General features: G+C 59.3%; 23 protein-coding genes, 1 other RNA gene and 1 pseudogene. 8 read left to right on the forward strand and 17 right to left on the reverse strand.

Annotated elements, in window-relative coordinates:
- The coding region (locus tag GBB11_RS10935; RefSeq protein WP_225979737.1) for a hypothetical protein at positions 1-407 on the forward strand (407 nt) is incomplete at its 5' end.
- Positions 408-437: 30 nt separating this feature from the next.
- On the opposite strand, the gene GBB11_RS06995 is transcribed toward GBB11_RS10935, so the two are convergent.
- Positions 438-2,006 carry an SDR family oxidoreductase gene (locus tag GBB11_RS06995; protein ID WP_151550233.1) on the reverse strand — a complete coding sequence of 523 codons (1,569 nt, stop codon included), beginning with the start codon at positions 2,004-2,006 and terminating at the stop codon, positions 438-440.
- 314 nt (positions 2,007-2,320) lie between these two features.
- Here GBB11_RS06995 and GBB11_RS07000 point away from each other — a divergent pair, with 314 nt between their 5' ends.
- The 3 genes from GBB11_RS07000 (at position 2,321) to GBB11_RS07010 (ending at position 6,433) form a co-directional block, all read left to right on the forward strand.
- Positions 2,321-3,973: an AbgT family transporter gene (locus GBB11_RS07000; protein WP_225979289.1), complete on the forward strand. Its 1,653-nt coding sequence runs from the start codon at positions 2,321-2,323 to the stop codon at positions 3,971-3,973.
- Positions 3,974-4,182: 209 nt separating this feature from the next.
- On the forward strand, positions 4,183-4,899 hold the full coding sequence (gene deoD / locus GBB11_RS07005) for a purine-nucleoside phosphorylase (RefSeq protein ID WP_151550232.1): 717 nt from the start codon (positions 4,183-4,185) through the stop codon (positions 4,897-4,899).
- A 115-nt stretch (positions 4,900-5,014) separates the two neighbouring features.
- A complete protein-coding gene (locus tag GBB11_RS07010) occupies positions 5,015-6,433 on the forward strand; it encodes an MFS transporter (protein ID WP_151550231.1) in 1,419 nt (472 codons plus the stop codon).
- 100 nt (positions 6,434-6,533) lie between these two features.
- Here the strand turns inward: GBB11_RS07010 and GBB11_RS07015 are convergent, their stop codons facing one another.
- The gene (locus GBB11_RS07015) at positions 6,534-7,193 is read right to left on the reverse strand and encodes a hypothetical protein (protein ID WP_151550230.1); all 660 of its coding nucleotides are present in this window, start codon (positions 7,191-7,193) and stop codon (positions 6,534-6,536) included.
- Between the two features lie 241 nt (positions 7,194-7,434).
- On the opposite strand from GBB11_RS07015, the pseudogene GBB11_RS07020 reads away from it, so the two are divergent.
- A pseudogene (locus GBB11_RS07020) lies at positions 7,435-7,980 on the forward strand (SDR family NAD(P)-dependent oxidoreductase); the annotation flags it as partial.
- Positions 7,981-8,093: 113 nt separating this feature from the next.
- Positions 8,094-8,162: a hypothetical protein gene (locus GBB11_RS11000; protein ID WP_255441719.1), complete on the forward strand. Its 69-nt coding sequence runs from the start codon at positions 8,094-8,096 to the stop codon at positions 8,160-8,162.
- Here the strand turns inward: GBB11_RS11000 and GBB11_RS07025 are convergent.
- Complete coding sequence (locus tag GBB11_RS07025; protein WP_151550229.1) at positions 8,159-9,571, reverse strand: PepSY domain-containing protein; 1,413 nt, start codon at positions 9,569-9,571, stop codon at positions 8,159-8,161. The two genes, GBB11_RS11000 and GBB11_RS07025, sit on opposite strands and share 4 nt — an antisense overlap.
- A 413-nt stretch (positions 9,572-9,984) precedes the next feature.
- Here GBB11_RS07025 and GBB11_RS07030 point away from each other — a divergent pair, with 413 nt between their 5' ends.
- Positions 9,985-11,013, forward strand: a complete 1,029-nt coding sequence (locus GBB11_RS07030) for a PTS sugar transporter subunit IIC (protein ID WP_151550238.1) — start codon at positions 9,985-9,987, stop codon at positions 11,011-11,013.
- A gap of 735 nt (positions 11,014-11,748) precedes the next feature.
- On the opposite strand, the gene GBB11_RS07035 is transcribed toward GBB11_RS07030, so the two are convergent.
- Entirely contained in the window at positions 11,749-12,033 is a 285-nt protein-coding gene (locus GBB11_RS07035; protein ID WP_151550228.1) for a hypothetical protein, read from the reverse strand.
- Positions 12,034-12,533: 500 nt separating this feature from the next.
- Here GBB11_RS07035 and GBB11_RS07040 point away from each other — a divergent pair, with 500 nt between their 5' ends.
- The gene (locus GBB11_RS07040) at positions 12,534-12,926 is read left to right on the forward strand and encodes a hypothetical protein (protein WP_151550227.1); all 393 of its coding nucleotides are present in this window, start codon (positions 12,534-12,536) and stop codon (positions 12,924-12,926) included.
- A 1,076-nt stretch (positions 12,927-14,002) separates the two neighbouring features.
- Here GBB11_RS07040 and GBB11_RS07045 read toward each other — a convergent pair.
- From GBB11_RS07045 to ftsE, 13 genes are all read right to left on the reverse strand, one after another.
- On the reverse strand, positions 14,003-15,268 hold the full coding sequence (locus GBB11_RS07045; protein WP_151550496.1) for a hypothetical protein: 1,266 nt from the start codon (positions 15,266-15,268) through the stop codon (positions 14,003-14,005).
- 105 nt (positions 15,269-15,373) lie between these two features.
- Entirely contained in the window at positions 15,374-16,264 is an 891-nt protein-coding gene (locus tag GBB11_RS07050; protein WP_151550225.1) for a bifunctional DNA primase/polymerase, read from the reverse strand.
- 2 nt (positions 16,265-16,266) lie between these two features.
- On the reverse strand, positions 16,267-16,485 hold the full coding sequence (locus GBB11_RS07055; protein ID WP_151550224.1) for a helix-turn-helix domain-containing protein: 219 nt from the start codon (positions 16,483-16,485) through the stop codon (positions 16,267-16,269).
- Between the two features lie 156 nt (positions 16,486-16,641).
- Positions 16,642-17,259, reverse strand: coding sequence for a hypothetical protein (locus GBB11_RS07060; protein WP_151550223.1), 618 nt, complete (start codon positions 17,257-17,259; stop codon positions 16,642-16,644).
- A 47-nt stretch (positions 17,260-17,306) separates the two neighbouring features.
- Positions 17,307-18,272, reverse strand: a complete 966-nt coding sequence (locus GBB11_RS07065; RefSeq protein ID WP_225979738.1) for a site-specific integrase — start codon at positions 18,270-18,272, stop codon at positions 17,307-17,309.
- Positions 18,273-18,762: 490 nt separating this feature from the next.
- Positions 18,763-19,148, reverse strand: a transfer-messenger RNA (tmRNA) gene (gene ssrA / locus GBB11_RS07070).
- A gap of 130 nt (positions 19,149-19,278) precedes the next feature.
- The gene (gene smpB / locus GBB11_RS07075) at positions 19,279-19,779 is read right to left on the reverse strand and encodes an SsrA-binding protein SmpB (RefSeq protein WP_151550221.1); all 501 of its coding nucleotides are present in this window, start codon (positions 19,777-19,779) and stop codon (positions 19,279-19,281) included.
- Positions 19,780-19,848: 69 nt separating this feature from the next.
- Positions 19,849-20,604 (reverse strand): ABC transporter ATP-binding protein, encoded by a 756-nt coding sequence (locus GBB11_RS07080; protein ID WP_151550220.1) that lies wholly within the window; start codon positions 20,602-20,604, stop codon positions 19,849-19,851.
- Positions 20,601-21,677, reverse strand: a complete 1,077-nt coding sequence (locus GBB11_RS07085) for an iron chelate uptake ABC transporter family permease subunit (protein ID WP_151550219.1) — start codon at positions 21,675-21,677, stop codon at positions 20,601-20,603. Before GBB11_RS07085 ends, GBB11_RS07080 begins: the two co-directional genes overlap by 4 nt.
- A complete protein-coding gene (locus GBB11_RS07090) occupies positions 21,678-22,676 on the reverse strand; it encodes an ABC transporter permease (RefSeq protein ID WP_151550218.1) in 999 nt (332 codons plus the stop codon). It lies immediately after the preceding gene.
- A gap of 120 nt (positions 22,677-22,796) precedes the next feature.
- Positions 22,797-23,807, reverse strand: coding sequence for a siderophore ABC transporter substrate-binding protein (locus GBB11_RS07095; RefSeq protein ID WP_151550217.1), 1,011 nt, complete (start codon positions 23,805-23,807; stop codon positions 22,797-22,799).
- Between the two features lie 423 nt (positions 23,808-24,230).
- On the reverse strand, positions 24,231-25,133 hold the full coding sequence (ftsX, locus tag GBB11_RS07100) for a permease-like cell division protein FtsX (protein WP_151550216.1): 903 nt from the start codon (positions 25,131-25,133) through the stop codon (positions 24,231-24,233).
- A gap of 30 nt (positions 25,134-25,163) precedes the next feature.
- Positions 25,164-25,853, reverse strand: a complete 690-nt coding sequence (ftsE, locus tag GBB11_RS07105) for a cell division ATP-binding protein FtsE (RefSeq protein ID WP_151550215.1) — start codon at positions 25,851-25,853, stop codon at positions 25,164-25,166.
- Positions 25,854-25,867: the final 14 nt, after the last annotated feature.

Genomic DNA, 25,867 nt, shown 5'->3' on the forward strand with positions numbered 1-25,867 from the left:
ACATGCGACCAAACAAACCCCAATCACAAGGGCACCTGATCCACACACAACCAAACACGCACACCACAACAAAAGCAGCACACATCAACAAAACAAAGCTGGCACACTATCGAGTTCTCAAACAACATCCGCACACCATCAAACACCACACAAGCAGTGCCATCAAGCAGCGTGTCGAAAGCTTAATACACAAGCACCGTAACAGTCAAACCAACAACCGAACAACACCAGGTAAAACCTTCACCACCAACAAAACAACCAACACAACCGAGCCGGCCGCCTCGCTGACTCCGAAAACACTACACACAACCCCCACCCAACACCAAACCCCCAGCACAACACGCAAAAACAGGAATCCAGTGCAGGCACTTAGACGACGGTGTTACACATCATCAGTCACGAGCTAGGAGGTGAACGCTAGCTGAACATCGCTGGGGTTATTCGGTCTTGGTAGCTTCGTCGAGAATATTTCGTGCCATCAGGGGGAAGACGAAGAAGTGGAAGGGAGCCACCGCCCACCAATAGACCCGTCCGAGCAGGCCCTTGGGTTGATAGAGCGCGGTTTGGGTGTACTCGGTGCGGTTACCTTTCTCGTCCTCGACTTCCTTCAGTTCCATAACCAGCCACGCCTCGCCCGAGAGCTTCATCTCTGCCCGCAGCACCAACTTGTGCGGGCGCTCGATGTCTTCCACTCGCCACCAATCGAGGCGGTCATTGACTTCGAGGTGGCGCGGATCGCGCCGGCCGCCGAGGCCAGGCCCTCCGATGAGCTTGTCGATCAAGCCTCGGATCTTCCACAGGATCGTTGCGGAGTACCAGCCGGTGTGTCCGCCGATTCTTTCGAGGACGGGCCAGACGTTCTCGATCTCCACAGGAGTTCGTCGGACACGGACGTCGCGGTAGATATCCGAGCCGGCCCAGACAGGGTCGTTTGTCTGCGAGGCCGCAGGATCGCCGCTATCTCCCGTCGTGGTACTGGAGGCAGTACCCGCATTTTTCCAGCTGCTATCCCAAGAGGTGTCTACCCCGCCCTCAGTGTCCTTGGTAATGGCACGGCTTACCGCGGTCGTGTAATCACTAAGGCCGTCTTCTGGATCAGGAATGAGCTCGGCAATATCGTGTTCTGCTGTGATGGCATCTTCTTGCATGGATTGGGCCAGCGGAATGGCGAGCCCCTCCGGTACGGGCGTGACCAGTCCGATCCACATCCCCGAGAGCTTGTCCACAGGTAGCGATAGCGGCATTCCGACAATCCAGCGCTTGAGTCCGCGCACCGTGGCGTACTCTCTTAGCAAATCCGCAAACTCATAGGTGGTGCCACAGCCGATGTCATATCCCCGATTCGCTGGTTGATCGAGGTCAGCGGCACGCACTAGGTAGTACAAGGTGTCGCGAATTGAGATCGGCTCGATCTTGTTGGTAATCCATCTCGGCGCCACCATCAGGGGCAACCGCTCGACGAGATGGCGGATGATCTCAAAAGAAGCGGAACCGGAACCGATTAGAGTGGCAGCGCGGTAGACGATGGTCGGAGTCGGCGACTCCAGCAGGATTTGCGCCACGCGCTCGCGGGAGCGCATGTGCTTGGATAGCTCCTCCACAGGCACATCCTGCGGGTACAGTCCGGAGAGATAGATAATCTGGCTAACTCCAGCGTCGCTGGCGGCAGTGGCCACCGCGGTGGCCACCGTCTTTTCCACCTCTTCGAAATCCTGCTCATCTCCGCCCATGGAGTGAACAAGATAGAAAAGCACGTCCACGTCGTCGCAGGCGGTGCGGACACTCTCCTCGTCTTGTAGGTCCACTTCGACAGCCTCTACGTCGTCGTACCAGTCGAAACGAGCAAGACTTCTCTTGCTACGGGAGGTGACGCGCACGCTAAAGCCGGCAGCGCGCAATTCGGGAACAAGACGGCCCCCAACATAGCCGGTGGCCCCTGTCACGAGTACGCGCCGATCAGGGTGCACGGCGCTGTGGTTGACCACGGACTGCGGTTGGTAGCTCATAAGCGCCACCCTACCAACCAATTCGCACTATCGTCCCAGCTTCTTGGCATGATCCGCACTCCTAGGGCGCTTCTTCATCTCACTAGCATACTCGGGTTAGCGACACCGCCACCCCACCAAAATGAGCGCACTATGAGATCTAGGCCACTTTTTGTTAGCGTAGGGCCCTAACTTAGGCCATTCCTGCCGCGCGCCTAGGCCTGTCATAGGAGTCAACGCAGCTCGGCCGTGGCCTAGGTGGATAGCCCTATGTCTGCTACCCGCAGCTCGCGCCCTCCTTTTGAGAGGCCGGAGCCTGTATGAAAGGTGCGCCCATGAGCGAGAACCTCGAGAAAAATGAAAATAAAACGTCGCAGCGACAGGGCGAAAGCACGGCCACGGCTGTGTCTGATAAGCCCGAGCGCGGCGACTCCACAAGCGAGTCCACGGGCGTGCTGGGAGCCATCGAAAGAATCGGCAATGCGCTGCCGAACCCTTTCTGGCTCTTCGTTATTCTCTCGGGCATTGTAATCCTTAGTTCGTGGATCGGTGCACGCATCGGAATGTCTGCCACCGACCCCAGTTCAAGGGAGACCATTAACGTGGTCAATCTCATGACTGCGGAGTACATGCAGAAGATGGTCACGGATGCGGTGGAGAACTTTGTGTCCTTCGCCCCGCTGGGGTTGATCCTGGTGTGCATGTTGGGTGTCGCGGTGGCGGAGTACTCAGGGTTCATCTCGGCCGCTATTCGTTCCGCGATTGCCAAGGTGCGTCATCCCGCCATGCTCACCTTCGCGGTGGCCTTGGCTGGTGTGACCGGATCGATCGCCTCGGATGCGGTGTATGTGATCCTGATTCCGCTGGGTGCCGCCTCCTTTAACGCTGTGGGCCGCAACCCGATCGTGGGTGCCATGGTGGCCTTCGCGGCGTCCTCGGCCGGCTTCAACTCTTCGCTGATTCTGAATATCACCGACGTGCTGCTGGCGGGCATCTCCACCCAGGCCGCGGCTTTTGTGGACCCAGAGTACGTGGTCTCGCCGCTCGCGAACTACTTCTTCTCGATGGCCTCGGCAGTGGTTCTTTCCCTGCTCATCACCGCGGTGACGGAGCTGTTCGTGACGAAGCATGTGCAAAAGACCGTCGATGACTCCAAGATCAACTACGACGAGGCCAGCTTCAACACCCCCGATCACCTGGAAGACGAAGGCTCGGAGGACGATCTCTCCGTGCACTCGCAGGAAGTAAGAGCTCTGAAGGCCGCCGGCTGGGCAGCTGCGCTGTTTATGGCCGCATGGTTCGCCCTGCTGTTCATTCCCGGCTCGCCGATGCGTGGTGAGGGCGATGGCATCTTGAATTCCCCGCTTCTCACCGACATTGTGGTCTCGATCGCCCTGCTCTTTGCGGTGATCGGCATGGTCTACGGCAAGGTGATGGGCACCATCACCAGCTCAAGCGATGTGCCAGACTTCATGGAAAAGGGCCTAGATACGCTGACCGCCATGTTGGTGCTGTTCTTCGCCGTCTCGCAGTTCACCGCTTATTTCCAGTGGTCCAATATCGGCCAGTGGACGGCAATCAAGGGCGCGGAGTTTCTCACCAGCGCCGATCTACCGCCGGTGGTGCTCTTTGGCGCGTTGGTCCTGATGGTGGCGGTGCTGAATATCTTCATCACCTCCGGCTCCGCGCAGTGGGCGCTGATGGCTCCGGTGGTCGTGCCCATGCTGATGTATGTGAATATCTCGCCTGAGGTGGCGCAGATGCTCTTCCGCGTGGGCGATTCCCCCACCAATATCATCACCCCGATGTCGCCCTATTTCGCACTGGCTTTGTCCTTCCTGCAGAAGTACTACAAGCCTGCTGGTGTGGGCACGCTCATGAGCTTGGCTATCCCCTATTCGCTGGTCATGCTCGTGGGCTGGTTCCTCTTCTTCATTCTCTGGTACGCCCTGGGTATCCCACTGGGCCCCGGTGTGCCGGTGCGCTAATCTCGCCTCACTCACTCAACGCCGCCCTCGCCATCCTCGTGATGGCGGGGGCGTTGGTGATAAACCCCACAGATGGTGAACAAATGTAAATTCTGCCATTGACTTTTGTTCTTAGGCGGGTTTAGCCTTGGGGGTGTCATTCCGGCGCCGCCGTGCAGGACGCAGCAGGTGGGCGTCGATAAGCGTTCAAACTCGAGGGAGTTCTCACCATGGCAGACATTGCTACCCCCCACATCAACCCGAAGGGCGCCCCCATCGCGGAGACCGTACTCATGCCCGGCGATCCGCTGCGCGCGAAGTTCATCGCAGAGACCTATCTGGAGGATGTGGTCTGCTTCAACGAGGTCCGCAACATGCTGGGCTTCACCGGCACCTACCAGGGCCACGAGGTCTCCGTCATGGGCTCCGGCATGGGCATTCCCTCGATTTCGCTGTACTCCTGGGAGCTGTACAACACCTATGACGTGAAGAAGATCATCCGCATCGGCTCCTGCGGGTCGCTGCAGAAGGATCTCGGCCTCTACGAGGTCGTGGTGGCGCAGGGTGCCTGCACGGATTCGAACTTCATGTACCAGTACAACCTGCCCGGCACCTTCGCCCCGCTGTCCTCCTACCGCCTGCTCGAGGCGCTGCAGGCGGAGGCCAAGAACAAGGGCGTGACCACCCACGTGGGCAATATCCTCTCCTCCGATGTGTTCTACAACGCCGATGAGACGGTGAATGAGCGCTGGTCGCGCATGGGCGTGCTCGGCGTGGAGATGGAATCCGCGGGTCTCTTTGCCGTGGCTGCGGCCTCCGGCGCCGAGGCGCTGGGCCTGTTCACCGTCTCCGACAATATTGTCACCGGAGAAAAGACCACCGCCGAGGAGCGCCAGACCGCCTTCACCACGATGATGGAGCTCGCGCTGCCGCTGGCCGCCGTCTAAATCGGCTCGCCCCTTTTCGCTTGTCGACGCCCACCTCGTCCCGCATAACGCGGCGGCGAGGGGCATCGACCTGCCCCGATACCCCTTTCCGCACCCTTTTTACTTGGTGGAGGCCATGTCAACCTCATCTTCTTCGAGCTCCGCACCGAGCTCCGCCCGCACCGCCCCCGCGATTAACCCCAAGGCAGCCGTACCGATCCTGCTCCTCAGCTTCGTATTCTGCCTGGTGATCGATAACGGCTTTAAGTTCATGACGCTGCCGATCGCGCAGGATCTGGGCATCTCCACTAATACCGCCTCCCTGCAGGCCAGTCTGGCCGGCATCGTGATCGGCATCGGCGCGGTAGTCTACGCCGCGCTGGCCGATGTGATCAGCATTCGCAAGCTCATGATCGTGGGCATCGTGCTCATGGCCATCGGCTCGCTGGTGGGCTTCTTCTTCCAAGGCAATTGGCCGATGGTGCTCACCGGCCGCATCATCCAGACCTGCGGCCTGGCGGCCGCGGAGACGCTCTACGTTATCTACGTTACGAAGCACCTCTCCGAGAAGGACCAGAAGACCTACCTGGGCTTCTCCACCTCTGCCTTCCAGCTCGCCTTGCTGTTCGGCACTCTCACCAGCGGTTTTGTGGCGACCTATATTTCGTGGACCGCGATGTTCCTCATCGCCCTGATTGCCCTGCTGGCGATTCCGGTGATCCTCAAGACGGTGCCCGAGGAAGCCTCCGCAGGCGGGCGCATGGACATCTTTGGCCTCTTCCTCGTGGCCGTGGTGGCCACCAGCGTGATGCTGTACATGCAGGAATTCAAGCTCCGCTGGCTGCTGCTCACCGTGGCGGGCATCGCCCTATTTATCTGGCATATCAGCACCCACAGCAACACCGTGGTGCGTCCCGAGTTCTTCCACAATGGACGCTATGTGTGGGCCCTGGTGATCGTGCTCATCCTCTACTCCACCCAGTTGGGACTGTCGGTGATCGTGATTCCCGGCGCGGTAGAAAACGTCCACGGTGGCGATCTCGCCCAGGCTTCGCTGGTACTGGCCCCGGGCTATGCTGCCGGCGCCGTGGTGGGAGCGCTCTCCGGCCAGGTGGCGAAGGTGCTCAATTCCCGCCAGGCCATCATCACAGCCATCGGCATGATCATCCTGTCGCTGGTGCTGACCGCCGTGTTGATCAACACCAACCTGTGGGTGCTGTCTCTGGCCATGATTCTGTTCTCGGCAGGTTTCGCCGTGATGTACGCCCCGCTGGTTAATTCGGCGGTCCGCACCATCCCCGCCGCCAAGACGGGTATCGCCATCGGCTTTTACAACCTCACCATCAATATCGCCGTCCCGCTGGGCATTGCCTACTCGGCCAAGCTCGTGGAGATGGACGTGCGCTTCTTTGGTGGCGACGGCCCCGACGCCACCTACTCCTCGGTGCTGTGGCTGCTGGTGCTGCTCTCCGCCATTGCCCTTGCGGTTTACATCATCAGCGATCGCTCGATGAGCCGAGCCGAGGCTCGCAGCGAGGTCCGGGTGAACGCCTAGCTGCCCCCTCATACTCAGCGCCCCGCCGCATGCGCTTCCACTAGGAGGAAGCCGCCGCGGCGGGGCGCTATTTGTGCGGTTTCTTTGTGCAGTCAGCCGGCTAGAAGGTATAGATCAGGCCGAGTACCACCAATAATGCCGCCACCACATAGCTGGCGTTGCGGGCCACCTTCTCTGGGTGCTCGCGGGCATACAGCACCGCGGATCCTAGGGTGGAGCGTGGCCGGTTACGTACCAACCCCACCGCGATCGCCGATAGGGTGGGCAGGCTCAACGCCACCGAGGCATAGAAGACCAAGCCGAGATAGCGGTCGATATCCGTCAATCCCTCCGCGGAGAGCACCGCCAGCCCGCCAAAAAAGGGCCCCGAGGTGGCGGACTGCGCCAGCCCGAGGATGAAACCAGTCAGCATCGTCAACGCCGAAGGCTGCTGCAAGGGGCGCAGGATACGGTCGATCAACTGCGAGTTGGAACCGCCCCGCAACGCCATGAGCCCAATCAGGAGGCCGGCAGCAATGAGCAGCGCGCCAAACCACGGGGAGTCCACGAAGTGCTTGACGGCATCACCGATGCCATCGAAAACAAAGAGCGTCACCAGCGCCAAAGAAAAAACCCCGAGCCAGTCGCCACAGATAAGTAGCGCCGCCACCCGCGGATACAGCCGATCCCGAGCCGGCAAACTCACCCCGATAGCCGCAACCACCCCGATCAGGAGCACGTTGATCGAATCGACGAAAGCAAAGGTCAAGGCTTCGAGCACGCGGCGGGCTCCTTATATATGCGGGTAGAAGGGGGGAAGGATACTCATCGTGGTGGTCGTGCACGCGCATCCACCCCGTCTCATGGTAGCCGCCTGCGGCAGTCGGGCGGAATTGCTTCACGGCGGCGTCGATAAGCATCACTCTGCACCCACCCCGCCACTGCACCTAATCTCGGGGCAGAAAGAGCACAGTCCAGTATTCGAGGAGGAATCTTATGCCTACTAGTCCCATCGATGCCCCGTGGTAGCGATCACCGGCGCTGGGGAGGGAATCGGCCAAGCCATCGCCACTCGGCTGGGCCGCGATGGCTACGCGGTGGTGGTCTCGGATATTAATGACGAGGCGGCTGCCGCGACCGTGCAGGAAATCACCGACGCCGGCGGCACCGCCACGTGGGTGCATGTCGACGCCGGCAGCCCCGAGGACAATGACGCCCTCGTGGCCAGCGCCGTGGACACCTATGGCTGCTTAGACGCCGCCGTGAATAATGCCGGCCTCGGCGCCCCGCCCGCACCACTCGGTGAGATCGACACCGCCGCCTTCAACCGCGCAATCGACGTCACCCTGCGCGGCACCTTCTTTGGGATGCGCGCACAGCTGCAGCACTTCGCCACAACCGGGGCCGGAGCGATCGTGAACATCATCTCCATCGGCGGGCTGCAGGCCAGCACGCATCTTTCCCCCTATATTGCGGCCAAGCACGGCGTGGTCGGCCTCACTGAGACCGCGGCGCTGGACTATGCCCCCTCCGGCATTCGTATCAACGGCGTGGCTCCTGGCCCCATCGCCACCGCCGCGCTCGACACCCTGCCTGAAAAGCTCAAGGAGGAGCAGCGGGCCCAGGTGCCGCTGGGCCGCTTCGGCGCCCCGAAGACATTGCCGCCGCAACGGCCTGGCTACTGTCTCCGGAGGCCTCCTTTGTCACCGGCGCGATCCTGCCGGTCGATGGCGGGGCGGTACTCGCCTAGGACGCAGCCGCGGTGACCACCGATTCTCGATCGCGGGGAGCAGCGCTGTCAGCAGCACTGTTACTGCGTTGCTTGCCGCGCTGGGCTCGCCGCACGAGGAGCCGATCCACGATGAGCATGGCCAGCAGGCTTGCCCCGAACAGCGGCAAGAAGGTGCCCACTGTGGCGAGGAAGACGGCGATAATCGCCCAGTCCATGCCGCTGAGCTGTCCCCGCGGTCCCGGCACTCCAGCCGGCGCGCCCACGGTTGGGCGTCGCTTCCACCACAGCACATAGCCTGTGACCACGAGGCCTGCCACGGCGAGCGCGGCCACACACAGCAGGATCTGCAGCGGCAGGCCGAACATGATGCCCATGTGCATGTAGATGCCCCAGGACGTCAGCTTGGAAAATATCGGCAGCTCCGCAAAGGGCAGCCTGTCGACAACCTCGCCATTCGCTCCATCGATAGAGACTGCGTCGCTACCGAGGCGATAGGGCACCCAGCGCTCGCTGGCCTGCCATGCAGTCGCGGTGTCCTCGCCAGGGAAGAGTCGGAGGGATCCCGTGAGCCCCTCCTCGCGGGCAGTGGCCATCACCCGATCCGACTGTGCCGCGATCGTTTCCGCCCCCAGCGGCTCCGCGCTTCCCGCGGCGCTGCCGGCCAGCTCTGTGGCGATCGGCTCGGCCTTCCAGTTCAGTGCCGTCACCGTGGCGGAGACGTTCTGGCCAGCCACATTGGACCAGGTGATACCCGTGATAGACAGCCCGATCATCGCCACGAGCAGCCACGCCCCAGCGACGCCGTGCCAATTCATCATGCGCTTACGGATACCGGGGGCCGTATTTGCGATACCGCGCAGCGAGCCGCTGACGCTCTGGGTCCGCCTCCACCAGAGATACGCTCCGCCGAGCGCCACGAACCACATCCACGACGCTGCCATCTCCGAGTAGAGCGCACCTGGGTCCCCGAGATGCAGATTCTTGTGCAGACCCGAAATCCAGAAGCGCATAGGAAGCTCGCCGAGACCGGAATAGGTGGGCTCATCTCCCACCACCTCTGCAGTGGCGGGGTCCACAAAGACGCTACGCAAGCGCTTCTCCCCCACTGACTCATCGCTGAGCAGCACGCGCGTCGTTTCTCCCGGCTCCGAGGAGGGCCAAATCTGCGCAATGGGCAGATCAGGGTGCTCGTCGTGGGCGGCCCGCACTTGCTCCTCGAGTGAGACTGAGGTGCTGGATTCTGGCGCACGAAGAATGTCGCGATATACAACTGATTCCATCGATGGCGCCAGAGCATAAAGTGCACCACTTACTGCCGCAACGAACAGAAATGGTCCGATAAACATTCCAGCATAGAAGTGGAGTCGACGCACCAATGCGCCTAATCCACTTTGACGCCGAGAACGTGTTTGTGACTTTTCGGACATACGTTCTCCTTGACTTCTCACATGGGTTCGCTTGTAGTTGTCGGAAACGCCGCACGAAAAGTTTCCCAAATTCTTATTTTCGTTCCACAACTGGAGGATTCATTTATTTTCATTAATGCTTTGCCCATTTGTTGATATGTGTACAAGAAATATTTCTGGATGGTACCTACCAACCGTGACATCATCGGAATACAGCGAGGTAGCAGCCACTCTCGGCGACGCTCAGCCACCCCTCCGTGCGGGGCGAAATTTGGGCTGAACCCACGTATTTGGTTGAGTCATCATATGTGACTAAAAACGAGCGCCACGCAGCAGCCAACCAGACTCAATCTCAGCCGGATGAGGTTCCCGACGGTCCTCTGGCCGTCAATGAACCAGTGAGTAACCCAGACCCCTCCACGGTTCCGCCGCGAATGACTGCGTGGGAGTTCACTCTCAAAGTGCTCAATGGCATCTCTATCGCCGTCGTTGTGGCCCTCGTTCCCCAAGCCCTTCTGGGCGCATTATTGACAGCGCTGCTCCCGGTCTTTCCCTTTGGCGCGCAGATCATCACTGTGGTGAGCATGGCGACATCCACCCTGCCGGTGCTGATTGGCGTGCTGGTGGCGATGCAATTCAAGCTCACCCCCATCCAGACCGCGGCAGTGGGCATTGCCGCCATGTGCGGTTCGGGCGTTGCCACCGTGGATCCCGAAGGCGGCTTTCACCTCCAAGGCACCGGCCTCGTGATCAACACCGGCCTGACGGCCGCGCTGGCCGTCGGCTTGATCTATCTCATCGGCGACCGATTGAAGTCCTACACCATCTTGCTGATGTCCACCCTAGTGACGGTGATTGCCGGTGGCATTGGCTGGATCGTCACCTATCCCCTGGTCAAAATCTTCACCGAATGGCTCGGCGGCCTCATCAATGGCACCACGGGGCTACAACCGATCCTCATGGGCATTGTGCTCGCCATAATCTTTGCCGCCCTGATCGTCTCCCCTGTCTCGACGGTGGGCTTGGCCACGGCGATCATGATGGATGGCGTCGCCGCAGGCACGGCGAACCTCGGCGTTGTTGCAGCCGGCTTCGGCCTCATGGTCGCCGGATGGAAGGCAAATAACTTCAGCACCGCGATTCTGCACCTACTTGGCTCTCCGAAGATGCAGATGGCCAACGCCTTCAAACGGCCAGTGATGATGATTCCGATTCTCGCCCACGCTGCCGTATTGGGTGCTATCGGAGGCGCGGCCGGCATTGCCGGCACCCCCATCTCCGCCGGTTTCGGCATCACCGGCGCGGTGGGCCCACTCGCCGCCTATAACACCGGCAGCCCCCTCGTGACCGTGCTCCTCATCTTCCTTGTGGCGCCCATTGCGCTCTCGCTGCTCTTCACTTTCATTTTCCAAAAGTTGCTGCCTATTACCTCCCCTAAGGATTACGCACTCGAATTCGACTAGAACGGACGCGCCTAGCTCTCACACTGAGGGCCCGTGCGCAGGGAGCCCGATCTCGGCGCTACGTTCGCTGCTCACTGCGCCCCCTTAACCGTTCGTATATCCAGCCGAGTAGCGGGGCAGCTAACGAAAGAAAGGAATTCGACTAGGGTTATATGCACTCACCTAAGTCACAGTTCATCTATTCCACACACGGCAGCTGGTGTGGAAAGAATATCGAGGAATATAGAGAAACACAGTAGTTTCTGCCGTGACGCGGCGAGTTATTCACAGTTCTTAGCGGATGGCAGTGAATTTCTGTAGTAGTTCGCGCTTTTCGTTGCCACAGTACTTTCTTTTTCTCAACACACACAAACCCGATAGGCGCATTCCTCATGACGCCACACTAGGGGGGCCACGCAGCCGCTGCACACACCACGAATCCGGCGCATCGTCTCTAGCTCTTGGCGTAGCTGTTTAATAGACATCTCCGTCTCGCCCGAGGTCTCGACACCAGAATCGCTCGCGGCGCTGCTGTCGAATACCTGATCTGTGTTCTAGGGGGCGTGATCGACTGAATCGTTATCCCTGACTCCACTTAGGAGTAGCCACAGCGGGAATAACACAACTCCACATCAGCGATTCCTCAATGACGCATAATGGGAGGAAGCTTCCACCTTGCGAATCAAGCTCAGCATCAGCCAACTAGGAAGCCAACACCACCACCCACAAGCAACGTGGCGTAGAGGATAGGTTGGGCTAGCGCACCTCCAAGGTGTCTGGATTAACCGAGAGGATTTCAGTGAGGATGCCGAGACCGGCAGCGTCAATGAATAACTCACTATTCTCCTGCACGATATAGGGCGCCCAATCGTCCATCCCGAAGTGCTGGGCCGCAAGCATATAGTGCGCTATTGCGTCTCCATACTCACTGTATTTTACCTCTTTATGAACTTGGCCCATGACCCAATCAGGTATAGAGGGCCCCGACGCGACAACGAACTCGTACACGTCTTCGCGGCTTCCGAACATCGGGAAATCCACCACCACCCTCCTTCCTCAGCTTCTCGCCTTCACAGGGTAGGCGCGGGCCAGAACTGCACCACGGTCGATAACGTTAGTGCCATAAAGCTAGTACGCCCTCAACCAGCGTAAACACAACAAAACCCCTAGTAGAAAACTACTAGGGGAATTGCTGTTAGTGGAGCTGCCGGGTACCGAACCCCTACGCCGTATTTATGCTGGTGAGAGCACTAAATAAGACCACCATCGGGTAGCGTGTCACTATTCTGTCACTAATGCAGGGCGCTACCCACGACATAGAAAGTGCTCATCATGGCCCAACGCCAACACACACCAGCACCCACAAGCACGCCACTGTACCGGCCACCTCGGCGGTGGCACCTGCCCCATCACACGGACGTAGACGGCACCATACAAACACTATGCGGGCTACGGCTCGTTCCATCCGCTAAGGCGCTAAAGAAAACAGAACTCGGGTGCCCCGTATGCGAGGCTGTACAAGCACTAGGCGAGGTGGCCCTGTGAACCCCCTTGACCTTCCAGACAACTACAGCGGCAACCATCACCTAGTGGAGGTGAAAACCTTATCCCTCGACACACTCACCTACACGGCCCATCTAGTGATCTGGTATCCCGGCGCGCATGAACTCATGCCCACATACTGCGGGCAGCGTAACCGCTCATGCGAGTTCGACGCGGCGGAAGTGCTGGAAGTAGTCACCAAGCAGCGGTGGGCCCCAACTGTTGGCAATATCGCCCGTTGTGACTATCTAGGGCGCTATCACGGGAACCGTATTACTGCTTGTGATGATTGTTTGAGCATGGCCCTGTGTGAAGCAGAGATGTATGGGCAACGCTACCGAATCGCCTCTACGGTCAATGCTATGCGCGCGTTAGTGGATAAGCAGCATTAGCCCACGTGGCTTCACTCGAATACCCACATGGTCATCTTGGCCACGCAGGCCACGGCGCACGCCGGGCAGTCGTGGGCATCATGCCCACGGTTGTTTAGGGCTTGAGCTACACCCCTATGCGCTAGGGCACGCCGGGGGGTAGTGATTCGCGACCCCCTTTGCCTACGAGGGGGCTACAGCCAAGGCAACTATCACGAACATGTGACGGTTGCCCCCTTGCCTGCAAGGGAGCTACCAGCGACATGGAAAAAAGTGCGGAAATTCCGCAGTTACCCCCTTGCCTGCGAGGGGCTACCCGTGTTTCCGACTGGGGAATTTCCCCAGTTTTGTGAACGTAGCCTTGTTCGATCACGCCACTGCACGCCATGAGGACGGGTGGCTAGGACTTTCTGCCAAAAATGGCGAATACCCCAACCCCATGCAGGCGGGGCTATTGAGTTGAGGCCATCATGACCCCAGTTGCCTAGACAGCGCGTGATGGAATATTGAGCGACCGAATCACGATGGGGTGCTAAGGAGGTGCACTGAGCGCCCACCCTTGGTGGAAAACCCCGCGTTCATACAGAGCAGCGCCAGGATAGTCGCTCACATCCTGCATACGGCGAGCACTGCCCCACGGGAGGGAGAGAAAGCGCGACTGCGCATGCGAGTGGGGGTGGCGGGGAGCATACCTCCCAAGATTATTAGGGGGCGGGGTTCCACAGGGCGCCGCTATATCGACTACGAGGGCACTAGAATCTCCAGACCCGTACACACCCCTAGCGTCTATGCCTTCCGAGGGCGCGATCTAGGTTGGGGTGGGAGTATCCCCCCTGGGTGTTCGTGGCGCGCCGGGGTGGGGTGAGTGGAACGCGGCCTATGTGGACGGGGTTTAGGGGTACGTCCACACGTCCACACGTCCACAGCAGGTAGATGGGTGTTTTTGTTGGTTCACATACCGTCCACATCGTCCACATTGCGGGGTGAGTGTGGACGGCGTGTGGACGGCGTGTGGACTGCCGAAAACGTGGCGTGAACTGGTGTGGACATGTGGACGTGTGGACGGCACCCGTTAGGAGTGTGCACACTACAGGCGGTTACAGCAGCGCCTTTATCCCTGCCTCTTGGTCTGCAGTGAGTCGGTGCACGAAACGAGTGGTTCCTTCCTCCGTGATGGTCACAAGGCCCATGTCTGCGAACTCATCAAGCAGTGTGGCTACTTCGCCTCGGATGTCGCCTTTAGCACGGCGCTTCACCTCACTAACTGTTGTCGGTTCAGTGATCGCGCAAACGCGCTTCAAGATGTGGTTCTTGGCCCGCTCTTCTCTGCGGGCGCGACGTTCCTCCTTCGCTTGTTCTTCCCGTTCTGCTTTAGCGGCTACTGCGTCGCGCTGTTTCTTTCGTAGAAAGCTACGAACCATTTCTATGGTGTCGGTGTGCACATCCATCACGCACTGCGATAGTTCCCAATCCTCCTCGGTGACATTGCGTCTACCGTCCAGCAGGGCGAGTGCTGCCGCTACTTTCAGCCGCAGCAGGTTGTAGTGGCCCTTCAAGGGGTCTATCGCGGCGCCGAATTCTGCTTGAGCGCGATTGCGGTAGTCGCTGCGTATCTGCGTTTTCACACTGGGTGGGAACTCTACTTCGGTGCGGGACTGGTAGTTAGTGATCTCTACCTCTAGCGGCGGTGGTGTGGTTTCTGCTTCCGGCAGGTTGGATGGAAGCCGCGCGGGTAGCCACACGAACCGCTGCGGTAGCCCGCTTTCCTCATGCGCTAGCAGAGCAGGGGCGTTACCGGGCTGTACTTGGCTTATCATGCATAGCCGGTAGGTATGCGCCTCAAGACTGGTACTGCGGTCTATATCGGCGTTAGTGAACCCTACTTGTTCACCGCCCCACATCTTGAGCAGCGTGGGCACAAGCGTGCCCCCAGTGCGGTTACTAAGAGCCTGTGTGCTTGTTATCTCGGATTCATTCACGAGAGCACGGCTACGCACTTGTGGCTGCCCTTCGTCTTGTTCACGCCTAGCTGGGGGAAACAGTTTCACTAGCCCCTCGCCACTACCGGGGGAGACAGTATCGGTGTCCACCTCGAGCTTGCTGCCACGTTTAACGAACCGTACCTCTTCCTCACTCGCATCGTACGCTGCGCCCTTGCCCTGCCCAGAGTGACCAACCAACGCTACAAACATGTTCAGTGACCCATCACCACCAATCATGGGTGGCAGCACTAGATGTGGTTCAGTAGCGGCCACTACACGGGCGAGCACCACACCCAGCAGCGCCCACGGCGACACACACCGAGCAGCAGCGATCTCTAGTAGCCGTTGCAACGACTCACGCGCCCCGAAAAACTCATCCATGCGAGCACTACCCGGCGCGCCTGTATGCGCGGGGGCGGCCCCTAGTTGTTGTAGTACGTCCTCGGTTGGTTGTGGTGGGGTGAAGTCCTGTTCTGGCATTGCTAGCTACACCCCCTGCATGACTGTTGTGCGGGCGCTAGCGAGGGTGGCTTGAATCTCTCTGTCTGCCAACCCAGCGGCCTGCGCGGCGGTGAACAGTTCTTGTTCGATGTTTAACCCGTCCTCGGTAGCGCGGCACGCGGCCCAATGCAGGGTGCTGTTTCGTTGCCCTTCAACGGCGTGCGCTACTGCTTCCACTAGGCCGTGATGGGCGCTGCTGCGGAGAGCACGGACACGCTGCGGGGTGTGGCGCGCCGGGGTGGGGATTGTGCAGACGTGTGGTATCCAGTGTTTTGGTAGTTGGGCGGGTGGCCACGTCCAGCGCCTGCACACGTATTCTTTGCCGGTATCTGGGTGGATACTGCCGGGCATGACTAGATAGCCCTTGTGTGTTTTGACGTCTATGCCTTGCCCTGCGTGGCCCTTGACGGGTAGTTGATAGGGCAGGCAGTACCACTCATGCCATCCACCGGAGCCGGTACCGGTTACGAGGGTGTTTGGTAGCCATTCGGGTGGCATGCAGGCGTTGGTGGTGTGCCATGTTGTGTGCCCGTCGTTGCGGGGGTCTACATCAAGCACAACTAGGCCACGGCACGGGCGGGCACCAATGTTAGCGTGCGGGCATGCTTGCCACATGCGCCGGATGAGGGCTTCATCAGTGGTGAAGTCTTTAACGCCGTGCTCTTGGATACCGGGCAGGGTGAAGGGCTTTTTGCCGTTGAGTGCGCCTACTGCGATACCCCAGCGTGCGTAGAGTATCGCCATTGCGTGCTGGTGCGAGACGGCGTTGAGGTAACGCGCGTGTGGGCATACACCCCGCGTGTTACAGTTGTTGGTATCAACCCACTTGTTGGTGATTGCCCTAGCTTGTGTTGCTGGGGCTTTTGCCTTGCTCATGCTTAGCCCACCTCATTCCAGCGGGTGGTGCTGCGGGCTTCGAGCAAGTCTTGTAGTGAGCGTACGGACACTCGCAGGGTACGGGCGGTGAGGTACGCTGCTTCGAGGTCGCCAGCTGCGATCAAGCGGCGAATAGTTTTAGTGGAACAGTCCACATAGGTGGCGGCTTCCGCGAGAGTGATCCACTGTTTACCAGAGTTGGTGAAACTACGGGCAGGCATGGAAAGAATCCTTTTCCGCATGCGGCGGGCATGCTTAAAAACACTAGGCACGCTACTGCCTAATGGATAAGCACGACACCCCCACTGCTGGGGCCTGCCCCACGGTCTAAGCTCCGTAGATAACCGAGAGTGTACCACAGTGGACACAACGGGCCCCTACAGCCGCTCTACTGCTTCCTTAATCGCGTTCACCGGCACACGTTGAATACCGGCGCTCCTAAACCCATGTAGCACAGAAACAAGCTTGGTGGTACGGATACGAAAATTATCGATAGTCCACACAGGATCACGGACTTCTTCTGGCTCGACACCCCCATTCCACTCTGGCAAAAGAAAAGGTTCACGCCACACATGCGCGCCACCACGTATCCCTCGCCTACTCTGCGGGGAACCATGCTCCCATTTCGTAGTGGGGTATCCCGTCGCCCTCTTCAACGCCGTGTTTTGCCATGATTTATCGGGGCGGTCTAACCAACCAATCGTTTCCAAGCCTGTTCCGCCAGCAGTACAGCCAGGATTAGGTGGCAGCTTCTTACGCGGCAATGCACGACTTATCTCTACCGGCTCATCAGTCAAGTAGCGCTTTGGTAGACAGTAACGAAGATAGAAAGTAGCTATCGCCCTGCGCATCTCACTACCCCTATAGACACGCACCCACTTCCACACGCCCTCATACATCCACGGCTGGTGCAAGCCACTGGCGTTTCTCTCAATCACCCCTTCACCATTCGTCAGCAGTTCATCAAGCCGCGCTACCTGGTCTCTATCGTCCATACATGCTTCCTTAACCCGTCAATACCCCGGCGCGCCGGGGTGGCTATCTATTTCTGCTGCACCTTTGAGGGGGACGACTGGATACTCTTGCCTACCCTCTCCATCATGGTGTGTGTTCTACCGGCCCGTACCTTCATGTACACGCCCATGATGGTGTTCATGTCATCCTGCCCAAGCAGTGCTCCTATCTCTTTCACGTGCGCGCCCTGCTCTGCTAGCCGGGTGATAAGCCAGTTTCTTCCCGTGTGCGGGTTGATGCCAGCATTCACACCAGCACGTTTCTTCGCGCGCCCCAGCACACTGCGATAGCTAGTGTCCAACATCATCGCCCCCGCGCTAGTAGCGGTGAACAACCGTGCTTGCCGTGTGCCGTCGCCTTCATAGAGTGTGGTGGGTGCGGTAGGGGAATAGCGGGCGAGGTGGCGTAAAAACAACGGCACATCACCGGGCAGTATCGGCACCTGCCTATAGCCCGCTTTAGTCTTAGGGGGTTGAACAACCATGCGTGTCTTACCATCCACCTCAAGGCGTTGAGCGTTCTGCTTAACCGTTACCAACACCTTCGGCATGTAAGGAACAGCCGTCGCCTCGACCACCACATCTTCACGTTCTAGGGCGATAGCTTCCCCGATACGCAGGCCGTGATGGAGCATGAGCGCTGTTAATGCTTGATAGGGTTCGGACACAGCATCTATCAGGGCCTGTATCTCCCAATCCTCGGGCAGGTACTTTTCCTTAGCCTTTACCCGTTGTGAGGCTTCTGGCACCTCTACGGGGTTCTTAACGATCAACTCACGCCGTACAGCCTCTAGACACGCCGCACGCAGGCGGCCATACGCTTTCTGGTTAAAGGGGGCCGTATCGGGGAAACAACGCTGCACCGCATCCCACCAGCGATACACGTCCCGCTTAGACAACTCGGCTAGGGGAATATCACGCAGCGCAAGCAAATCAGCGTCCCGTACTTCTGGGGCTGTAATCCGGTTAGCCACACAGCGGCGATAGGTCTGCATAGTTGAACGCCGCACGGGCTTAGGGCGTTGTTCTAGCGATTCATGGAAACGATCTAGCCACTGCCCTACCGTCACAGATTCCACGGCCTCTTTAGCGCGCCGCTGCTTCGGTGGTGTCCATGTTTCTAGCTCTATCAGGCGCCGCTCCGCATACAGCCACCCTTCGGCGTCCATCTTTGTGCTGAACGAGCGCCCTGGGCGGTGAACCTTCGAGTCCGGCCCCGTGTATTCAGCAACGAAACGTCCCCTTCTAGACGTGATCTTTCCGAAAGCACGGCGAGTCCGTTTCCTGGGCGGCATGCCACATCTCCCGTTGAGGCTAGCGGGGCGGAAAATTCGTCCCTGCGTGTCACTAATCTGTCACTAATCTGTCACTAATAAGGGGCTTTTTCTGTCCCTTAGAGTCCACATCTGTCATAATGGTAACACGCCCTCAACCAGCGTAAACACAACAAAACCCCTAGTAGAAAACTACTAGGGGAAATGCTGTTCGTGGAGCTGCCGGGAATCGAACCCGGGTCCTTCGTCATCTCACCAGGGCTTCTCCGTGCGCAGTTCGTGCGCTGATCTCTACTCGGCTCTCCGGCTTGGACGAACACATCCGGATGATGAGCCCAGTTGTCGGTAAGAGTCCCCGCTGGCCCCGTCAACACAGCCAGTGGGCAAGTTCCCTTAAGTCGATGCCGGGAACTAGGGCGGGAACTACCCTAGGCCGACAGACACGCGTCGCTGATTAGGCAGCGAGGGCGTAGTCACGCTGAGAGGTCTTCTCTGCGTTTATTTTAGTTACTACGACGCTTAAATCGGTGGTCAGTAGTCTGCACCGGCACGCTTCCCCTGGATCAGTGTACGAAGTCGAAACCAAAAATCAGCCCCTCGTTCGTCCTGTGACACGGTCGGGTGTTGTGCTCATCCGTTCACAGGAAGTTTCATCTTACACCGCGGAATGGGCGCTGACAATGCCCCACCAAGGGGCCGCGCTGATGAGGCACTAATTTGGCACTAATTAAGCGTTGATGCCCTTGATCCGCCGCCCCAGCTCGCGAGTGATCTCGCGTTCCTCGGTGCGCTTCTTAATGTCTTGGCGTTTGTCATAGGCCTGTTTACCCTCGGCCAGTCCGAGCTCCAGCTTGAGCCGGCCGTCTTTGAAATAGAGCTTCAGCGGAATCAAGGTGCGCTTCCCATCGCGTACTTTGCCCTCGAGGGAGTCGATCTCACGGCGATGCAAGAGCAGCTTGCGGTTGCGCCGTGGAGAGTGGTTGGTCCACGTACCCATCGAGTATTCGGGAATGTTGAGGTGCTGCAGCCACACCTCTCCCTTATCGATGGTGGCGAAGGAGTCAGCGAGGGAGACTTTCCCTTCCCTGATGGACTTCACCTCGGTACCGACGAGAGCGACGCCACACTCGTAGGTGTCTAGGATGGTGAAGTCATGCCGCGCTCGCCTATTGGTTGCCACCACGGCGTCTTTTCCGGCGCGCTGCTGCTTCTTCTTCTTTTTGCTCATAACAGCTCCCCAGTCTAGCGTGCACTCGTCCCGAGCCCTACGCCCTCCCCCTCCCGGGTTCGCCGCCGATTAGTGATAAACGGCAACGCGATACTCGGGCCCTTCCATGCAGGTGACCTCGGTGTGGAAGATCTCGGTGAGGATCTCTCCGGTCATGATCTCTTCGGGCGGGCCGAAGTAGAGCACTTCGCCGTTTTGAACGGCGCAGATCTGGTCGGCATAGGCGGAGGCGAAGTTAATATCGTGCAGCACCACGATGATCGTGCGCCCCAGCTCGCGGGCGGCAGTACGCAGGTGCTTCATCATGGACACGGAGTGGGCGACGTCGAGGTTATTCAGTGGCTCGTCGAGCAACACGTATTCGGTGTCTTGAGCGAGCACCATCGCCACATAGGCGCGCTGTCGCTGCCCTCCCGAAAGCTCGTCGAGATAGCGATCCTCGAGGTCGGTGAGCTTGAAGAAGTCGAGATAACGCTCGATGATCGTTTCGTCCTCGGCGGTGAGCCGCCCCTTGCTATAGGGGAAACGCCCAAAGCTGACGAGCTGGCGCACGGTGAGCCGGGTAATGAAGTGATTGTCTTGGCGCAGGATCGATAGCACGTGTGCGAGATCCTCCGAGCGGGTGCTGGCCACATCGTAGCCAGCCACGGTGATCGTGCCGCTGTCCATTCCTAAGAGGCGACCGATCATCGTCAGCAGCGTGGACTTTCCGGCACCATTGGGGCCGACGAGTGCGGTGATGCCACCGACCGGGATCTCAAGGTCCACGGGCCCGATCTCTGTGTCCGAGCCATAGGTTTTGGAAACATTGGTCAGACGAATCATAGGGTGCCTTTCCGAAGGATCACGATGAGGAATGCCACGCCGCCAACGAGCTCGATGATGATGGACACCACGCCTTGGGCGTAGAAGATGTGCTTCATTATGAAGTAGGCGCCAGCCAGCACAACGAAGCCCAGCAGAGCCGCCATCGGCAGAATCCGACGGTGGTCATAGGTGTCCGCGGCCTGGTAGGACAAGGTGGCGACGAGGAAGCCGAGGAAGGTAATGGGGCCGATGAGCGCGGTGGATACAGCCATGAGGCAGGCCACGCAGGTGAGCACGATGATGGTGTGGCGCCGGTAGTTCACGCCGAGATTCGTGGTGGCTTCCCTGCCCAAGGCGAGCACGTTGAGTGTGCGGGACTTGCCGAGCAGAATGACGGCGGCCACGATCATCACTGGTATCGCGATGGGCAGGTAGGAGGAATCGGCGTTATTGACCGAGCCAAACATCTTCGCGGCGAGCACATCGAACTCGCTGGGGCTTAACATGCGGCGCATGAAGGTGGACACCGATGTCAGCCCGCCGCCGATGATGATGCCGATGAGCAGCATCAGCTGCATATCGCTTCCATGCCCGTCCAAGAGCCACCCATAGAGCATGAGCGCGAGCAGAATCATTACCACGACCTGCACGCCGAATTGCACTAGCCCGGAAAAAGCAAGAAATCCAGACACCCCGAGGAAGTACACCAAGCTGGTCTGGATGGTGATGTAGAGAGCCTCGAAGCCCATGATGGAGGGAGTGACGATGCGGTTGTTCGCCACCGTTTGGAAGGCGACGGTGGCGAGCCCGTGGCAGATCGCGACAATTGCCATCACCGCCACTGAGAAGGAACGTCGCTCCGCGATGAGCCAGAAGCCGCGGCTACCCACCTCCATCGGGTTATCCCACCACACCAGCAGCACTGCGAGAGCAACGGCGGCCGCGCTCAGTGCTGCCATAAGCCACCAATAGCGCCGAGCTGTGCGCTTGGAGCCAAAGGCCAGTGTGCGATGCCGCGGCTCGGCGGTATCGGCAGAGCCCGAGGATGGAGAAGGCTGAGAGTTGGCGTCGATAAGCGAAAAAGAAGCCATCTAGATTCTGCCCTTTCGATGAGAGAGAAGCAGGCCGATAAAGACGACGGCCCCGACGATGCCGAGTATCACGGACACGGGAATTTCGAAGGGCATGATGATCAGCCGGCCGAGGAGATCGCAGACGGTGACAATGCCGATGCCGAGCAGACACACCCAAGGAAGGTTGGAGCGGAGGTCATCGCCGCGGATCATGGACACCACGTTCGGCACGATCAGCCCCACGAAGGGTAGGTTGCCCACGACGACGGTCACCACTCCTGTGGCGAAGGCAATCATGAGGGTGCCGATTAAGAGGACGCGATTGTAATTCACACCGATCGTGGTGGCGAGGTCCTGGCCTAGGCCGGCGGCGGTGAGGCGATCCGCCACGATCCATACCGCCACCACAACGAAGGCAACTAGCCACAACACCTCGTATTGTCCCCGCAGCACCGAGGTGAAACTGCCGGCGAACCAGATACCGAGCTGCTGCAGCATATTGACTTGGAGGGCGACGAAGGTGGAGATGGAGCTGATGACCGCTCCCAGCATGATGCCCACGATGGGCACGATCAGGGAGCTGCGCAGACTCACCCGGCGCAAGAAGAGGAAGAACACTACGGTGCCGACGAAAGCGAACACCACCGCGGAGACCATGCGCACGGTCAGCGACGGGTTCGGGAAGATAATCATGGCAAAAAGCAAGCCCAGAGCCGCCCATTCCGTGGTTCCGGTAGTGGTGGGTTCCACGAAGCGGTTCTGGGTGAGCAGCTGCATCACTAATCCCGACAGCGCCATGGCGGCGCCCGCCAGTACGAGAGCAATGGTGCGGGGAATGCGGGTGATGTTCAGCATCTCTGAGGTGTCATGCACACCGACGAGAAGCGAAGCCACCAGCAGTCCCGCTACCGCCACGATGCCCACAGCGAGCTTCCAGTCCCATACCGAATTGCGGGTGGTGCGGCGAGCGGGCCGCGAATCACGGCCATCGGCAGAGGTAACGGCGGGGGTGCTCATAACTGTGGTAGCTCCTTAGGGATACGCGGCACAGCCTGAAGGCTGCGCGCACAGATGGGACAACACGTGCCACACCCGCGTGGTGGTGCGCGACCTGCCCACGCGGGTGTGGACCAAGCGCTACTTCTTCAGAGCCTTGAGCTTCTCCGCAATAGCGTTGAAGTACTCAGTGTAGGTTTGGATGCCCTCATTGGTGTAGGTGTCGTTATCCATCACCATGATGGCGTCATTCTGGATCGCGGGGACGTCCTTGAGCGCCTCAGAGTTGCGGAGCACCTCCAGAGCTGGGGTGTAGTCGGGATCGTCGGCCTTCACAGCGGCGTCGCGGTCCATCACCAGCAGGACGTCGGGGTTCGCCGCGGCGATAGCCTCCACGGAGATGTCATCGCCCTTATGGTCATCGGAGACGTTGTCCACATCGAGGGCCGGGGTGAGATCCAGAAGATCGAACACCGGGCCCAGGGTGCGGCCCACCGTGGGGGCCACGTAGCCGATCTCACCACCGGATACGATCACAGCCATCACGCTGAGATCAGGGTCGTAGGCCTCCTTGGCGGCGGCAACCGACTCATCGAACTTATCGTTGAGTTTCTTAGCGTCGTCTTCGCGCTCGAAAATCTTGCCCACGTCGGTGATCTGGTGCTTTAGTTCCTCGCCGAGATTTTCGCCTTCTTCAATCTCATAGTCGAGTACCGTTGCATCGGGCACGAGCGACTTGATGTCCTCGTACATGTGCTGGAAGCGCTGACCATTCAACACTAGGTCGGGTTCTGCGGCCACGATGACCTCGAGGTCCGGTTCCCGGTGATTGCCGATGTTCACCACGGAATCGTCAGTGCGGTAGCTGATGGTGGTGGGAATGATGTCCTGCGGGGCCGCCACCAGCGGAATATCCCAGTCCTGAAGGGTCTCGAGGATGCGGTTATCAGTGGCCACAACGCGCTGCGGATCCACCGGCACTTCGTGTTCACCGAATTGGTCAGTGACACTGACAGTCTTTACCTCTTCGCCAGAGGCGGAGCCATCCGCCGCAGCGGAAGAAGAGGAACCACTATCCTCACCAGTGGCACAGCCAGCGAAGCTGAGCGCAGCAATGGCACTGAGAGCAGTAAATCGAAGGTGCTTCTTCATATTGGGTTACACGTCCTTTCATCGAGAGCGCCCATTAGCACGTAGCAGACAACCACGGCCGGCACGGCGCCCAGTCAGTGCGAGTGCATCTCACCCGACGTGACAGCGAAACGTCGAAGCTCAGAGCGCCAACTGTGCGGCAGCCACTTCTGTGGCGGATCTGCTTCGACACAGAGAAAGGTTAACGCACCCTTACCCCCAATTCCTAGGGTTATTTTAGCTTTAGCTCACTTAGGAGTGCCTCAACTGCCTAAACCGAGAATGTTCTCGCATTCACTACCCCCATATTGGGTAGAAATGCCTCCGCTCTGCGCCTACGCTTCCGTACCCAGCAGACAGCACAACGCCCACCGGCCGGCACGCTTCTTCCCTTTTAAGGAAAGCTGCGCGGCAGGTGGGCGTCGATAAGCGCTGCGGCGGAAACTATTTCCGCACGTATATGCGCAGGGTCACGTCTGCGGTAATGGCCGCAAAACCCACACCAATGAGTGCAATCACTGGGGCAAGAACCCACACGTGCTGGTCGAGCACGGGCGCGATGATGTGGGAGGAGTAGAGATCGGACAGGGCCTGGTCCACCACCAGCTTCTTGCCGGCGAAGAGCCCGGCGACGGCGAGCGCCGAACCGATGAGGGCGGCGAATACAGCCTCCAGAATGAAGGGCGCTTGGGTATACCACCGCGAGGCGCCGACGATGCGCATGATCTTGGTTTCTTCGCGCCGGTGATAGGCGGCGAGCTGCACCATGTTGGCGATGAGGAACATCGCGGCCACGGCCTGCACCGCGGCGATCAGGAAGGTGGCGTTACGGATCGAATCAAGGTTATCGGTGGCCGCGCGGACATCATCGTTTTGGTCGATGATCGCGATCACCTGCTCTTTATCGCGGATGGGCTCCAGCGGGGAATCCTCGAGCGGGTTCGTCAGTTGCACGTGCAATGCAGCGGGCAGGGCATCCTCGGTGGTCGATTCCACCAGCTGGGGGTCGGTGTCCTTAAAAAGCTCCACGAAGCGCTCATAGCTATCGGCGCGGGAGCGGAAAGTCACGGCCTCAACGCCCTCGGCACCGTCGAGCTGCTCGCGGATCTCCCGGCAGGCATCGCTCTCGCAGGTGGGATCGTTGGCCGAGATCTCCTCGTCGAATTGCACGATGGTCTCTACCCGATCCAGGTAGATGTCCTTGGTGCGTTCGGTCATGTTGGTCACCAAAATGCCGGTGGCCAGCAGTGCCAGCGAGATGGCGGTGGTAATCACCAGCGCGATGGTCATGGTGATGTTGCGTCCGAGCCCCTGCAGGGCTTCACGCAGCACGATTCCAAGCCTCATAATGTTGTCTCCTTATTTTCCCGCTGCTACTTAATTGCCCTCGCCGTAGACGCCGCGGACGTCATCACGGACGAGCTTGCCTAGGTTCAACTCGATGACGCGACGGCGCATGGCGTCCACCGCACCAGCGTTGTGCGTAGACATCACCACGGTGGTGCCCGTCTTATTGATGCGGTTGAGCAGCACCATAATGTCCGTGGAGGTGTGCGGGTCAAGGTTGCCGGTGGGCTCATCGGCCAAGAGCAACAGCGGCCGGTTCACGAAGGCGCGGGCGATGGCCACGCGCTGCTGTTCGCCGCCGGATAGCTCATGGGGCATGCGATTGCCCTTGGCTTCGAGGCCGACCATCTCGAGAGTCTCGGGCACCAGCTTGTCGATGGCCTTTTTATCCTTGCCGATTACTTCCAGAGCGAAGGCCACGTTGTCGTAGACATTCTTCTTCGGCAACAGCTTGAAGTCCTGGAAGACGAAGCCGATCTTGCGCCGGAGCTCATTAATCTTCTTCCCACGCAGAGCGTTGACATGGTAGTCATCGAAGTAGATATCGCCGCTCGTCACGTCTTCCTCGCGCACGAGCAGCTGCAGGAAGGTGGACTTGCCCGAACCCGATTGGCCGATCAGGAAGACAAACTCGCCCTTCTCAATCTCGAGGTTGATATTGTCCAGCGCAGGACGCGTGGACGTCTTATATGTCTTGGTTACACTATCAAACGTGATCACATGAACCACCCTAG

Source organism: Corynebacterium sp. 74A (assembly GCF_008930665.1).
Classification (GTDB): domain Bacteria; phylum Actinomycetota; class Actinomycetes; order Mycobacteriales; family Mycobacteriaceae; genus Corynebacterium; species Corynebacterium megadyptis.

Bases quoted from the DNA above. Each gene is read 5' to 3' on its own strand.
- GBB11_RS07080 (WP_151550220.1), bottom strand. From the start codon at position 20,604: ATGATTCGTCTGACCAATGTTTCCAAAACCTATGGCTCGGACACAGAG.
- GBB11_RS07000 (WP_225979289.1), top strand. From the start codon at position 2,321: ATGAGCGAGAACCTCGAGAAAAATGAAAATAAAACGTCGCAGCGACAG.
- GBB11_RS07050 (WP_151550225.1), bottom strand. From the start codon at position 16,264: ATGAGCAAGGCAAAAGCCCCAGCAACACAAGCTAGGGCAATCACCAAC.
- smpB (WP_151550221.1), bottom strand. From the start codon at position 19,779: ATGAGCAAAAAGAAGAAGAAGCAGCAGCGCGCCGGAAAAGACGCCGTG.
- ftsX (WP_151550216.1), bottom strand. From the start codon at position 25,133: ATGAGGCTTGGAATCGTGCTGCGTGAAGCCCTGCAGGGGCTCGGACGC.
- GBB11_RS07060 (WP_151550223.1), bottom strand. From the start codon at position 17,259: ATGGACGATAGAGACCAGGTAGCGCGGCTTGATGAACTGCTGACGAAT.
- GBB11_RS07025 (WP_151550229.1), bottom strand. From the start codon at position 9,571: ATGTCCGAAAAGTCACAAACACGTTCTCGGCGTCAAAGTGGATTAGGC.
- GBB11_RS07010 (WP_151550231.1), top strand. From the start codon at position 5,015: ATGTCAACCTCATCTTCTTCGAGCTCCGCACCGAGCTCCGCCCGCACC.
- GBB11_RS07065 (WP_225979738.1), bottom strand. From the start codon at position 18,272: ATGCAGACCTATCGCCGCTGTGTGGCTAACCGGATTACAGCCCCAGAA.
- GBB11_RS06995 (WP_151550233.1), bottom strand. From the start codon at position 2,006: ATGAGCTACCAACCGCAGTCCGTGGTCAACCACAGCGCCGTGCACCCT.
- GBB11_RS07095 (WP_151550217.1), bottom strand. From the start codon at position 23,807: ATGAAGAAGCACCTTCGATTTACTGCTCTCAGTGCCATTGCTGCGCTC.
- GBB11_RS07090 (WP_151550218.1), bottom strand. From the start codon at position 22,676: ATGAGCACCCCCGCCGTTACCTCTGCCGATGGCCGTGATTCGCGGCCC.
- GBB11_RS07045 (WP_151550496.1), bottom strand. From the start codon at position 15,268: ATGGATGAGTTTTTCGGGGCGCGTGAGTCGTTGCAACGGCTACTAGAG.
- GBB11_RS07030 (WP_151550238.1), top strand. From the start codon at position 9,985: ATGACTGCGTGGGAGTTCACTCTCAAAGTGCTCAATGGCATCTCTATC.
- GBB11_RS07055 (WP_151550224.1), bottom strand. From the start codon at position 16,485: ATGCCTGCCCGTAGTTTCACCAACTCTGGTAAACAGTGGATCACTCTC.
- deoD (WP_151550232.1), top strand. From the start codon at position 4,183: ATGGCAGACATTGCTACCCCCCACATCAACCCGAAGGGCGCCCCCATC.
- GBB11_RS07085 (WP_151550219.1), bottom strand. From the start codon at position 21,677: ATGGCTTCTTTTTCGCTTATCGACGCCAACTCTCAGCCTTCTCCATCC.